This is a genomic window from Helicobacter sp. 23-1045, assembly GCF_053654655.1.
This window is the reverse complement of sequence record NZ_JBSIUR010000001.1, coordinates 65,797-78,246: the sequence shown is the minus strand read 5'-3', so window position 1 is coordinate 78,246 and position 12,450 is coordinate 65,797. Positions and strand designations below refer to the sequence as shown.

The 12,450-nt window shown below is 41.8% G+C and carries 15 protein-coding genes, 1 other RNA gene and 1 pseudogene; 4 read left to right on the top strand and 13 right to left on the bottom strand.

What is annotated here, in order from left to right; all coding sequences use genetic code 11:
- Positions 1–4: 4 nt before the first annotated feature.
- The 5 genes from ACWIUE_RS00480 to ACWIUE_RS00460 form a co-directional block, all read right to left on the bottom strand.
- Positions 5–427 carry a hypothetical protein gene (locus tag ACWIUE_RS00480; protein ID WP_454133877.1) on the bottom strand — a complete coding sequence of 141 codons (423 nt, stop codon included), beginning with the start codon at positions 425–427 and terminating at the stop codon, positions 5–7.
- On the bottom strand, positions 393–521 hold the full coding sequence (locus ACWIUE_RS00475; protein WP_454133875.1) for a hypothetical protein: 129 nt from the start codon (positions 519–521) through the stop codon (positions 393–395). Before ACWIUE_RS00475 ends, ACWIUE_RS00480 begins: the two co-directional genes overlap by 35 nt.
- The gene (locus ACWIUE_RS00470) at positions 488–676 is read right to left on the bottom strand and encodes a hypothetical protein (RefSeq protein ID WP_454133874.1); all 189 of its coding nucleotides are present in this window, start codon (positions 674–676) and stop codon (positions 488–490) included. The genes ACWIUE_RS00475 and ACWIUE_RS00470 overlap by 34 nt, the downstream gene beginning before the upstream one ends.
- Positions 677–797: 121 nt before the next feature.
- Complete coding sequence (locus tag ACWIUE_RS00465; protein WP_454133872.1) at positions 798–1,103, bottom strand: hypothetical protein; 306 nt, start codon at positions 1,101–1,103, stop codon at positions 798–800.
- A gap of 23 nt (positions 1,104–1,126) precedes the next feature.
- The gene (locus ACWIUE_RS00460) at positions 1,127–3,397 is read right to left on the bottom strand and encodes a TonB-dependent receptor domain-containing protein (RefSeq protein WP_454133870.1); all 2,271 of its coding nucleotides are present in this window, start codon (positions 3,395–3,397) and stop codon (positions 1,127–1,129) included.
- Positions 3,398–3,612: 215 nt separating this feature from the next.
- Here ACWIUE_RS00460 and ACWIUE_RS00455 point away from each other — a divergent pair, with 215 nt between their 5' ends.
- Positions 3,613–3,774, top strand: a complete 162-nt coding sequence (locus ACWIUE_RS00455) for a hypothetical protein (RefSeq protein ID WP_454133868.1) — start codon at positions 3,613–3,615, stop codon at positions 3,772–3,774.
- Positions 3,775–4,015: 241 nt separating this feature from the next.
- Here the strand turns inward: ACWIUE_RS00455 and ACWIUE_RS00450 are convergent, their stop codons facing one another.
- From ACWIUE_RS00450 to ssrA, 8 genes are all read right to left on the bottom strand, one after another.
- Entirely contained in the window at positions 4,016–4,138 is a 123-nt protein-coding gene (locus tag ACWIUE_RS00450; protein WP_454133866.1) for a hypothetical protein, read from the bottom strand.
- A 27-nt stretch (positions 4,139–4,165) separates the two neighbouring features.
- Positions 4,166–4,375 (bottom strand): hypothetical protein, encoded by a 210-nt coding sequence (locus ACWIUE_RS00445; RefSeq protein ID WP_454133864.1) that lies wholly within the window; start codon positions 4,373–4,375, stop codon positions 4,166–4,168.
- Positions 4,330–4,569, bottom strand: coding sequence for a hypothetical protein (locus ACWIUE_RS00440; RefSeq protein ID WP_454133862.1), 240 nt, complete (start codon positions 4,567–4,569; stop codon positions 4,330–4,332). Before ACWIUE_RS00440 ends, ACWIUE_RS00445 begins: the two co-directional genes overlap by 46 nt.
- Positions 4,570–4,624: 55 nt before the next feature.
- Positions 4,625–4,933 (bottom strand): hypothetical protein, encoded by a 309-nt coding sequence (locus ACWIUE_RS00435; RefSeq protein ID WP_454133860.1) that lies wholly within the window; start codon positions 4,931–4,933, stop codon positions 4,625–4,627.
- Position 4,934: 1 nt separating this feature from the next.
- Positions 4,935–5,633: a TonB family protein gene (locus ACWIUE_RS00430; RefSeq protein WP_454133858.1), complete on the bottom strand. Its 699-nt coding sequence runs from the start codon at positions 5,631–5,633 to the stop codon at positions 4,935–4,937.
- A complete protein-coding gene (exbD, locus tag ACWIUE_RS00425) occupies positions 5,599–5,979 on the bottom strand; it encodes a TonB system transport protein ExbD (RefSeq protein ID WP_454133856.1) in 381 nt (126 codons plus the stop codon). Before exbD ends, ACWIUE_RS00430 begins: the two co-directional genes overlap by 35 nt.
- Positions 5,976–6,395 carry a TonB-system energizer ExbB gene (gene exbB, locus ACWIUE_RS00420; protein WP_454133854.1) on the bottom strand — a complete coding sequence of 140 codons (420 nt, stop codon included), beginning with the start codon at positions 6,393–6,395 and terminating at the stop codon, positions 5,976–5,978. Before exbB ends, exbD begins: the two co-directional genes overlap by 4 nt.
- Positions 6,396–6,590: 195 nt before the next feature.
- Positions 6,591–6,963, bottom strand: a transfer-messenger RNA (tmRNA) gene (ssrA, locus tag ACWIUE_RS00415).
- Positions 6,964–7,371: 408 nt separating this feature from the next.
- Between ssrA and ACWIUE_RS00410 the strand changes: the two genes are divergently transcribed.
- From ACWIUE_RS00410 to ACWIUE_RS00400, 3 genes and pseudogenes are all read left to right on the top strand, one after another.
- Positions 7,372–8,151: an outer membrane beta-barrel protein gene (locus ACWIUE_RS00410; RefSeq protein WP_454133852.1), complete on the top strand. Its 780-nt coding sequence runs from the start codon at positions 7,372–7,374 to the stop codon at positions 8,149–8,151.
- Positions 8,152–8,296: 145 nt separating this feature from the next.
- Positions 8,297–10,276: pseudogene (gene tkt, locus ACWIUE_RS00405) on the top strand (transketolase); the annotation flags it as partial.
- Between the two features lie 83 nt (positions 10,277–10,359).
- Positions 10,360–12,444 (top strand): PD-(D/E)XK nuclease family protein, encoded by a 2,085-nt coding sequence (locus tag ACWIUE_RS00400; RefSeq protein WP_454133850.1) that lies wholly within the window; start codon positions 10,360–10,362, stop codon positions 12,442–12,444.
- Positions 12,445–12,450 lie beyond the last annotated feature (6 nt).

The window sequence follows — 12,450 nt, the reverse complement described above, 5'->3', positions numbered from 1 at the left end:
CTTTTTAAAAATGCGAAATTATAATGAAAAATGATTTAAGTTTGCGCGGGATTTTGTGAAAATGGATTGCTTCGGCGAATCTACGATTCGCCTCGCAATGACGAAATAAATTCCCTTGCGGATGAGATTCGCACAAACTTTTCCCCCTCCCTTGCGGAGGGGGATTAAGGGGGTGGGTATTTTTTGTATTAGATTCTGCGATTTGTGTGCGATTCGCAAAATCTAGATTCTGCGATTCGTGCGAAAATTTGAGATTCTGCGAATCGTGCGAAAAATACAAAATCGCAGAATCTAGCGCGAAAAATCCGTCATTGCGAGATTTTGCGTAGCAAAATCGTGGCAATCTATAAATTGCCTTGTCATTTTGAGCGAATGAAATGAGCGAAAAATCTCTATTTAGATTCTGCGTTTTTAGCAGTTTTTTCATTAGATTCTGCGTTTTTCGTTTGTTTCGCAGAATCTAGCGTAGAATCTGCGTTATTTTCCGTCATTGCGAGATTTGCGAATGCAAATCGTGGCAATCCACATTGTCATTCTGCACTGCACTTTTTTTGTCATTCTGAGCCGTAGGCGAAGAATCTCTTTTTAAGATTCTGCGATTCTGCGTTTTTAGCAGTTTTTTCATTAGATTCTGCGATTTTCGCGTGAAACGCAGAATCTGCGATATTTTCGCCATTTTGCCCCTTTGATTCGCTTGTTTCTTTCACAAAAAGGGCTGCACCCCCCCCCGCCCCCCCTACTCGCCAAAAAACAGCCGCTTTTTCGCTTTTAGGGGGAGTGCCTCGCTTAATCCGCTTCTAGCAAAAAATCGGCGGACGCACTACTGCGTCCTTCCTCCCGATTTTTTGCACCACGAAGCGGGCGAGATTCGGTGCTGTCGCACGGATTATTTTTTTTGGATTGCCACGATTTGCCTTTGGCAAATCTCGCAATGACGGAGATATTTCGCTACGCTCAATATGACAAAATAATTTGCAATAGCAAATTACAATCGAAGTAATGGCGGTGGAGGTTTTGTAGTTTTTGGCAAATTTTGGGCGTGAGACTAGACTAGCGGTCTGCGAACGCCCGAAATTTGCCAAATCTACGAAAAATGCACCCAAGACACAAATTGCCCCCGCCACACTTAAAACTCATATTGCAATGATAAGAAATACCTTCTCCCCTCTCGTATATAATTATAATTATTCGCATAAGTGCTCCCATTATACGCCACATAATCGATAAAATTCTGCCCTAGCAAGTTGTAGATGGCAAAGTTTATGCGAAGATTTTTCATCGGCACGCCGTAAAATCCAAGGTGCATTAAATAAATCGGCTTATAAAACTCGCCAAGTGCCGCCCGCTCTTTTGCGCCGTTGTCATTACCACGACCGCTCCCTGCACGATAAATCCCCGCTTTGATTTCACCGCGCAAATATCCACCAAAATACTCGCTATCGTAGTTTAGGGACGCATTAAAGTTATGCAAAGGCACATTTGTAAGTCTCTCGCCCTTATTTTTGCCCTTTGTGACTTTGGAGTGCGTGAAAGTATAGGCTGAATCAAAGCTCACATCGCCATATCCTACAAAAATGGGTTTTATGCCAAGTGCGACTTCTGCGCCGTAGGTTATCGCTCTGTCGGCATTTATGTAGTGCGAGCAACTACCGCCGTTACCGCCACCGCCACCGCCACCATTAGTGCCTGTTGCCGAGCACGAAAATCCAGCGGGTGCGCCAGAAATAGTTGTGATTTTATCGCTAAAATCCGTGTAAAATCCCGTAAGAGAGGCGTTAAAATAATCATTATCGCTTATGATTGACAGCTCGTAATTTACGCTAGATTCAGGCTTTAATTTAGGATTGCCATAAGTGTGAGTTGTGCCCTGTCCGCTTAGATTTGCCACGCCGTTTATGAGATTTGAGAGTGCCGGAGTTTTATATCCCGTTGAAACCCCACCTTTTATCGTTAGCCATTTATCGATTGCATTATAAGCAATATATGCGCGGGGCGAAGCATTTGCGCCAAAGATGGAGTTGAAATTACCGCGCACACCAGCGGTGATAAACACACTATCAACTAGCATCACTTCGCCTTCGCTGAAAATCGCGCCGATGTGTTGCTCTTGGAGGGCTTTTTTACCCGCTACGGCAAAGAGATTATCTTTGAAGTTATTATACCAATATCGCGCACCTGCGGTTAGATTCAAGCTTACGATAGGGTTGAAATAAAATAGCATTTGGGCTTTGGAGTCTAAAATGATATCATTGCCAATGAGTGCGCGGGAGTCGCCCTTGCTAACGCCGTGTGCCGAAGTTGCGTTGTTGCTAAATGCGTCTTTTGGGATGAATCTATCGGGATTTGCGGTGAGATTGTATTGCAAAGAAGTCTCAACGCTTAATTTTTGCAAAGTCGCATTTGAGTCATCGATATAGTTGCCCTTGTGATTGACAATGCTATTAAAGCGATAGATATTCATATCCGCGCCATAGCCGTTTGCCGCTCTATCGCCTTTATAGTCGCCAAGCAATCCTTTTTTATTATCATACGATAACTGCGCATAATCCACATCAAAATACACGCTATTTAGTGGTGCTCCGCTGTGCGTGGTGTTTGTATCGCTCCAAAGGATTCGCGTCCCTAGATTGTATCCAAGCATTGGGGCTAATCCTACGATTTGATTGCGGGAGGCGTCTTTGAGTGTGTTGCCGTTTGCGGGGACGACTTTTAGACTTCTTGCGGAGAGGCGATTTTGAAAGTTACCACGAAAGATTAATCCCCAATTTTTCGCTTCATTTAGCGGACCTGCGGTGTAGAGATTGAATCCCATCGTATCGCCAAATGCCTTGCTTTCTTGCGCTGTGTAGTTTGCCCCGACACTTACGCCCCATCGCTCAAAGTTTTTCTTTGTGATGATATTTACCACGCCTCCCATCGCATCGCTACCATAGAGCGTAGAAGCGGGACCGCGTATGACTTCGATTCGCTCAATCGCACTTAATGGTGGCATAAAACTAGTCACACTATCGCCAAATCCATTTGGGAAAAGGCTTGAATCGCCATTTGTCCGTTTGCCATCGCTTAAAATCAGCGTGTATGCGCTACCCATACCACGAATGCTAATGCCATATCCGCCCGTTTTGCTTACACTGCTATCGATAGAGACGCCCGGCACATTTGAAATCGCCTCCGCAATATCGCGCACGGGGCGGGACTTTATATCCTGTGCCTTTACCACGCTCACACTCGCGGGGGCGTCTTTTAGATTCTGCTCGTAACCACTTGCGCTTATCACGCTCTCGCCGACATAAACTTCATCTTCGCTTGTTGCTAACTCATCGCTTAACGCAACGCTAATTGCGCCCCCCCCCAAGAGCAAGGACGCTAAAAGCATTGAATGTTTTGTTTTTCTCATAATTTTCTCCATTTTTGAATTTTAAAGGGCGAAATATAGCGATTTAATTTTTAAATCTAACTTAAAAAATAAGAATTGTTTTTAAAAATGCAAAAAACTTGTAAAAAATGTGTAGAAATGAAAATGTGAATTTTCGCGAAACTTTGCGAAATTGCGCGAGATTTGCGTAAATCGTAGAAACTCTCTTGTCCCCCCTCCCCTGCGGATGGGGATTTATGGGGTGGGTAATTTTCGCATTAGATTCTGCGATTTCGTGCGAGATTCTGCGATTTGTAAAATCTGTATTACTCTCCGTCATTGCGAGATTCTCGCATAGATTCTGCGTTTTTTTCCGTCATTGCGAGATTTTGAGTAGCAAAATCGTGGCAATCCATTAGGAAGAATCTGCGTTTTAGACGAATCACTTACTTGCAATGAATCTGCATTGATTTGCTTGTGGGGCATTGATTCGTTTTGTGATTTAAATTCGCCTGATTTGGATGGTTGCTTCGCTTCGTGCGCCTCGCAATGACGAAGTTAGGACAGATTCTGCGATTTTGTTGCCTTTCGCAGAATCTAGATTCTGCGTTTTTTCCGTCATTGCGAGAGAGTGAGCGGTAGCGGAATTCTTGTGGCAATCTATTTCAGATTCTGCGAAATTGTGTTAGATTCTGCGATTTTCGTGCGATTCGCAGAATCTGCCAAATTTTCGTCATTTTGTTTTTTAGATTCACTTGAATCTTTTCGCAAAAAGGGCTGCACCCCCCGCCCCGCTCCCCCCGACTTTATTTAAATTGTGTTCCCAAAAAGCAGCCGCTTTTTCGCTTTTAGGGGGAGAGCCTCGCCTTCTCCGCTTCTAGCAAAAAATCGGCGGGTGGCACTGACTTGCCCCTTGCCCCGATTTTTTGCACCACGAAGCGGGCGAGATTCGGGTGCTTCGCACGGATTTGATTTTATTGTGGATTGCCACGAAGTCGCCCAAAGTGCGACTTCTCGCAATGACGGAGATATTTCGCTACGCTCAATATGACAAAAATAAACGCAGAATCTGCGATATTTTCGCCATTTTGTTTATTAGATTCTGCGATTCGCCTTGCAATGACGAAAATAAATACGCTAGATTCTGCGATTTCTGCATTTTTTGTTCGATTCTGCAATTCACATTTTCTCGCAATGACGGGATTTTTACCCACCCCCTTAATCCCCCGCGCGCATTTGGGAGGGGGAGAGTTTTTTTGAGATTCTTCGCTACGCTAACGCTTCGCACAGAATGACTTTTTTTTGGATTGCCACGAAAATGCTACGCATTTTCTCGCAATGACGAAATGGAGACGATTCGCTTTGTTTTTTTGGATTGCTTCGATTCGGCGTTGGCAAGTCTCGCAATGACGAAAATTTCACACTTTGATTCGCCTTGCGAAGCAACAATCGAAGTAATGGCGGTGTGGCTTTTGTATTTGTAAAAATTTTCGGGCGTGAGACTAGACTAATGGTCTGCGAACGCCCGAAAATTTTTACAAGTGCGAAATCGCATACCCCAGAACAAATTGAAAGCATTTTACTTCACCAAATCATACGCCAAAACCACACTCACCCTTTTATTCCTCTCCGGCTTTGGCAACTGCCCCGCACTGCGCTTTATCACCGAAATGGCATCATTATTCAAAATCCTATGTCGCCCAGAGATTATGCGAATCTCCCGCACTTCGCCACTTACAAGCAAAATAAACTCCACGCGAATCTTATCTTGCAATCCTTGCATTCGCGCCATTTTGGGGTAGTTGCCCCGATTTTTGTTGATGATATCTAAAATGCTTGCGTGCAAGGCATCGCCACTGCCTAAAATTTCTATTATTTCGCCTTGATTCACACTCGCACCAGCATTCGAATCTACCGCCGAATCTTCGCTAGATTCTGCGATTTCTTGTATTTTTTGCTCTTGCGGTGGCGTTTGTGAAGGCGCAACAGGCATTTCTTTTTGCAAAACTTTATGTTTTTTGTGCTTGTGTTTGTGTTTTTTATGCTTTTTATGCTTTTTTTGGGGCGATTTTTTTGCTTGTTGTGAATCTAAACTCTGCCCTGCGATGTTTGCGATGGCGATATTTAGCGATTTTGATTGCATTGAATTTTCGCGTGTGAGCCTTTTAAAGTCCAGCAAAGACGCAAAAAGCGCGCTATGTAGGATAAAAGAAGCGATAAAGCCAATCTGCAAGGGCGAGAATTTATTTATTTTTAGTTTTGATAACAAAGTTTTCATTTTCACTCTCTTTGATGATATCTAAAATGTCAATAAACGCCTGAAATGTGGCGTTTTTATCGCTTGTGAGTTCGATTAAGTCGCCTTTTTTTAGTGCCTTAATTTTCGCGCGAATCTCATCTAATGACACCTTTTTACTATCGATATATGTTTGATTCGCGCTGTCAATGGTGATTATAAGCGTTTGATTGTCTTTGGGTGCTTGTGCGGAGCTTGATTCAGCGGGGTTGATTTTGATGTGCCCTTGCGAGATGAAAGTCGCCGTGCTTAAAACAATAGCAAGAAGCACTAGCATTATGTCGATAAATGGCACGATGTTTAGCCCATCTTTGCGGGGTAATCTCATTTTGCGCCCCTAAATTTATTTAGCAAAATATCCACTTTTCGCAAAAATGCGTTATAAATAATTAGCGTGGGTATCGCCACTACAAGCCCTAGTGCCGTTGCTTTTAGCGCGAGTGAGAGCCCTAGCATAATGTCTTTTACGCTCATCGTCCCGCTTACGCCCATATCATAAAAGGTTATCATAATACCCACCACCGTGCCTAAAAGCCCGATGTATGGGGCGTTTGAGTAGATTATATAAAGCGTAGTTAGATTTTTGGTAATCGCCTCTTCAAAGTCCTCTAATCGCGTGTAGCTCGTGAGATTCAAGCGTCTGTAAAAAATCACCCGCTCCACGCTAAACCACACCACCAAAAAGCTCATAAATCCCAAAATCGCAAACACAAGCAAATCGCTATATTCTTTAAGAAACTCCATAAAACCACCTTTTTTGAAAAAATTTTGCGAATTTTAGTGAGTGAATCATAAAATTTAACTTAAAAAATAAGAATTGTTTTTATTTAATTTGAATTTTTGCGAGTGCGAAAAAATTTAAGTGCAAAAATTTAAATGCAAAAAACTTGTAAAAATGATGAAAATTTAAAAAATGAAATGATGAAAAATCGCAGAATCTGGTGGAGCTGTGGGGAATTGAACCCCAGTCCTAAAACATTTAGCAAGAGACCTCGACATACTTAAAGCAAATCTAAATCTTTTTATGTGCGCCGAATCGCAAACGCACATAAGCAATTTAGGGCATTTTCTTTGCCATTTATCGCCCCAAATATCGATAAAAGCGCATCTAGCGAAAGGTTAGAGATTTAAGCGAATGCTAGAAACCCGCCAAATCCCGCTCCAAAAGGTTAGTTAAGACTACGCAGCTTTAGCGTAGGCTGGAGCAAGTTTGCTATTGTTAGCGTTTAAATTTAGGTGATAATTTTACAGATTTATCAAACTGGTATGCAGTCTAACGCCGAATTATCCTAGTCGAACGCCAATCAGCCCCAAAAGTGCTTGTCTTGTGGGCTAAAATCGCGGATTACTTCGGCTCACTGCCTCGATGGACTTCTATGTCCTATCTCGTTGTTCGCCTCGTAAAACCACGATTTTATCTCCACAATACTTCGCATTTTGATTTAGAAAATTTGATTTGAAAGAACGATTTTTTTGAAAAATGCAAAATCGCCAAAAGGCAATTTTTGTTTAAAAAAACGGCGAATTATATAAATTCGTGCGAATTTTGTCAAATCAAAAGCGATTCGCAGAATCTCGCGCGAAAAATTTAACAGATTCTGTAAATTTTATTTGATTCGCAGAATCTCGCGCGAAAATTTAAGAAAACTTTAAGGATTTTTTAAGAAAACTTTAAGGGGGGGGCAGTTACAATTCTCTCTTTTTTACAAAAGGAGGATGAATGAAAATCATAAATTTAGTCGCACTTGCAATCGCATTTGCCACAGCTCTAAGCGCACAAGAAATCTCACAAGACGCGCAAATCGAGCAACTTGAAAAAGAATTGCGCATTTTGGAGTTGCAAAAGCAAATAGAGCAAGCCAAAAGTGGCGAATCCACACAGCCACAGCAAAATCTCGATAACAACTCAAAAGAACCTAGCGGATTTATGCTAGGCGCGGGACTTGCGCTGGGATATACGATTGATGTAACTTATGGAAGCACTCAATATTATGGTGAATACACGATTAACAACTCACGCGTGGAGTATGGTGGCGAGTTGCTTTTGGGTTATAAGTGGTTTTTTGGAGAGAGTGGAATCTTTGGAACGCGCCTTTATGCGGACTATCAGTTTCTTTTCTCCACAGCTGGGATAAATCCCATAGATGCGCATATTTTTAGTGGCAATTTGGATTTAATGTTTAACTTTAACAAATCTCAAAAATTTAAAGTTGGTATGATTGTAGGACTTCATTTGGGCGGTGGCTTAACAAATTATAAATACGATAGAATGTGTAGCAATAACTACAATGAAGGTGGTGGAGTTAGCACTACTCCCGAATGGGAGGCTTGTCCTTCTGGTGATGCTAATTTTTCAGTCGGTGGTAATATTGGTTTGCGTTTTGTGATAAAAGACCATCACGCAATCGAAGCGATTGTTCAACCACGCGGAAATTTAATTTCAAGTGATGAGAGTGGTTTGAGTATCATAGGATTTGCAAGGTATGTTTATACATTTTAGATTCGAGTGATTTCGCGCGATTTGCGCGAATTTTGTCAAATCAAAAGCGATTCGCAGAATCTAAACAATTTTTTAAGATAGATTCTGCGAATTTAACATTTTTTGCTAAAATTTCATTTTTCAACTTACAAAAGGACTTCATAATATGAATTTAGAGCTAAAAATGTCAAACACACTGCGATTTTTAAGTGCGGATATGGTGCAAAGGGCAAATAGCGGACACCCCGGCGTTGCTATGGGACTCTCCGACTTTCTTGCTGTGCTCTCAAAGCACCTAATCCACAATCCAAAAGAGCCGAAATGGATAAACCGCGATAGGCTTATTTTTAGCGGTGGACACGCAAGTGCGCTTCTTTATAGCTTTTTGCATTTGAGTGGTTATGATGTGAGTTTGGAGGATTTGAAAAATTTTCGGCAGTTGGATTCCAAAACGGCGGGACACCCTGAATATGGGCTGATTGATGGCATTGAGATGACGACAGGTCCGCTTGGGCAGGGCGTTGCAAATGCGGTGGGATTCGCATTAGCGTCTAAATACGCACAAAAACTGCTTGGCAAAAAACTGATAAATCACAAAGTTTATTGCTTTTGTGGCGATGGCGATTTGAGCGAGGGGATAAGCTATGAGGCGTGTTCTTTGGCGGGACTTCATCGGCTAAATAACTTAATTTTGATTTATGATAGCAACGGCATTACGATTGAAGGGAGTGCGAAAATCGCCTTTGATGAGAATGTCAAAGCGCGGTTTTTGGCGCAAAAATTTAGCGTCATTGAGATTGATGGACATAATTTTAGGCAAATAGATTTGGCACTCAAACGCGCAAAAAAGGCGACAAAACCCACACTTATAATCGCCAAAACCAAAATCGCAAAAGGTGCATTAGAGTTAGAGGGTAGCCACAAATCACACGGCGCACCTTTGGGAGCGGAGATTTTAAAGAGAGCCAAAAAAATGGCGGGGGGCGAATTTGTGGGCGAATTTGTCATTCCAAAAGATGCCAAAATCGCCTTTGAGAGCACGGTTGAAGTGGGCGATATGCACTATCAAATGTGGCTTCAAAATTTAAAGCGCAGTGGTAAAAAATCGCTGTTTGATTCGCTACTAAATCCAAACTTTGATTCGCTAAAACTTCCGCATTTTAGCAAGGCAGACTACGAAAAAGGTATCGCTACGCGCGTAACAAACGGCATTATTTTAAATGCTATTAGCGAACATTGCAAAGGATTCATCGGCAAAAGTTTTATCGGTGGTAGCGCGGATTTAGCCCCATCAAACAATACCGCGCTAAAAAATAGTGGCGATTTTCCGCGTGGTGCTAATCTGCACTTTGGCATACGAGAACACGCGATGGGAGCGATTTGCAATGCGATTGCAGCTTATGGGCTTTTTGTGCCGTTTTGTGCGACATTTTTTGTGTTTAGCGATTATATGAGCCCAAGTGTGCGAATCGCCGCGATTAGCCACTTGCGCGTGTTTTATATTTGGACGCACGATTCAATTGGCGTGGGCGAGGATGGCGCAACGCACCAGCCTATCGAGCAATTAAGCCATTTTCGCGCTATGCCAAATCTGCTAGTATTTCGCCCAGCCGATGGCAATGAAAACGCGCAATGTTGGCAAATTGCTTTGTCGCAAAATCTCCCTTGCGCCTTTGTGCTATCGCGCCAAAATCTGCCTATTTTAGATTCGCATAATATCGATTGTTCGCGTGGTGCGTATATTTTAAAGGATTTTTGTGGCGAATCTAACGCCGATTCACGCAAAAAAATAGTCATTCTTTCAAGCGGTAGCGAAGTGCATTTGGCATTAGATTCGGCGAATCTATTAGAATCGCAAGGCATTTCCGTGCGCGTGGTTTCTGTGCCGTGCTTTGATTTGTTTATAAAACAAGATAGCGCGTTTATTGAGCGAATCTTAGGGCGTGATTCAAGCAAATCTATAAAAGATTCAGGCGAATCAAATCCCAAAATTTTCGCGCTTGAAGCTTCGCGCGGGTTAGAATGGTATAGATTTGCGGATTTTGTGATAGGAATGGATAGTTTTGGCGCAAGTGGCAAGGGCGAAGCGGTGTTTGAGCGATTTGGATTTAGCGCAAAGGGCGTAGCGCAAACAATCGCAAAACATCTCGGCGCAGAATCTATCGCAACAAAATTCGCAGAATCCACCGCAAAAATCGCAGAATCTCCCGCAAAATCTCGCTAAACTCTATGAAACTCTCCGTATTTTCCTCGCAAAGGGCACTTTTAGAGTTTGCGAAAAACTCAGATTCTGCGTTTTTGCCACCTTGCAAAAGCATTGGCGAGTTTTTTGAATACGCGCTAAGTGGCGGAAATATCGCGCAAACTTCGCAGAATCTCCGCATTTTATTTTTGTGGAGGGCGATTAAAAATATCGAAATTAGCGATTTGGGATTTGAGAAAAGTTTCATTAGTTTTTTGGAGCATTCAAATTTTATTTTTCAGTTTTTTGATGAGTTAGATTCTGCGAATGTGAAAATTAGTGACATTGATACGCACGATACTTATGGCGATTACAGCGACCATTTGAGCGTTTTGGAGCGCATTTATGAGAAATATCAAAGCGAGTTAGCAAAGCAAAATCTAAGCAATAAAAATCACAAAATCAATCAAAAATTCCTGCAAACTTATGATGAAATCGATATTTTTTTAGGTGGGATTTTGAGTGCAAAAGAACTGCAACTTTTACGCCAAATCGCAGAATCTACCCATCTCACGCTATTTTTCACCACCACAAAATATAATCTAAATCTTTTGCAAAATATCCTATCGCAGAATCTCGCCCAAAATACACACTATTCGCTTTGCCTAAATGATGGCGAACTCCGCGAAAAAGGCGCGTTGCAAAGGCACACAAAGCAAATCAATCTCTATAAATTTGACTTGCGGATAAGTCAAGTTTTGCTTGTGATTGCGAAGATAAATGAGTGGTTGAGTGACGGAGCGCAGAGCATTGCGGTGATTTTGCCTGATGAGAATTTTGCGAAATATTTGCAGTTGTTTGAGAAAAATCTAAATTATGCGATGGGATTTAAGGACATAAAGTTGATTAAAAAAGTGCAGAATCTACGCCAAAAATCGTGTGATGAGATTTTAGAAGCGGTGAAAAATGACTTTGATGCGGAAATTTTTGCGATGCGTGAGATTTTGGCGACTTTAAGCAGCGATGAAATCATCGAATTTCTGCTAAAAAATATCAAAAATTTAGATGATAATAACGGCGGTAAAGTGCGTGTAATGGGGATTTTGGAGAGTAGATTGATTAAATTTGAGAGGGTTATTATCGTAGATTTTAATAGCGAGTTTATCCCCGCGCTAAATGATAATGATATGTTTTTAAATACCGCTCTGCGAAAGCGACTAAACCTCCCTACTCTGCGCGATAAAGAGAACTTGCAAAGGCACTATTATTTTATGCTGATAAATAATGCGGAATTTGTCGAAATCGCGTGTTGCAAGAATGCGCCGATGGCGAGTTTGCTAAATGATTTGGGCGAATTGTGCGAGGTGGCGGAGTTTGACGGCGATAAAATGTGGCATTTTTATGAGGTGGGCGAGGCAAAAAAATATTTTGATGATAAAATCATCGCAAAAGTCCCGCAAATGCGCCTCTCTGCGAGTTCGATAAAAATATTTTTGGATTGCAAGCGGAAGTTTTACTTTTCATATTTATGCGAAAAACTGCGTAGTAGCGAGGAAAAAGAGGAATTTTTAGGCACAAAAATCCATAATTTACTCTGCGAAATGGGGCAGGATTTTGACTTACATAAAATTAGGGCATTCGCAGAATCTTACGCGCAGAGCGAGAGATTAGACTTAGAAATTATGCTAAAAAAATTAAGCGCGTTTTTTAGAGAGCAAAGTGGCGCGTTAAAAAATGGAGCGAAAATTTTGGCGGTGGAAAAAAGCGTGGAGTTTGCATTTGGCGGGTTTGACTTTACCTGCAAAATCGATAGAATTGACAAGGTGGGGGAGAAAATCCGCATAATCGACTACAAACTCCAAACCGACATTTTGGGGAAAAATGGATTTTTGCAACTTTTGATTTATAAACTTGCTATTGAGCGCGAATACGGCTCTTGTGAAATCGAATGCCTTTATTTTGACTTGCTAAACAATAAAGAAATCATTATGGATGAAAGCGCGGAATCAAGCGCAAAAGCAATGCTAGATTCTGCGCTTGGTGCGCTAGGTGGCGAGGTGGATTTCGTGCGTTGTGAGGATATAAAACCCTGCAAACACTGCGATTATGTGTATTTATGTGAGCGATATTAGAATTTT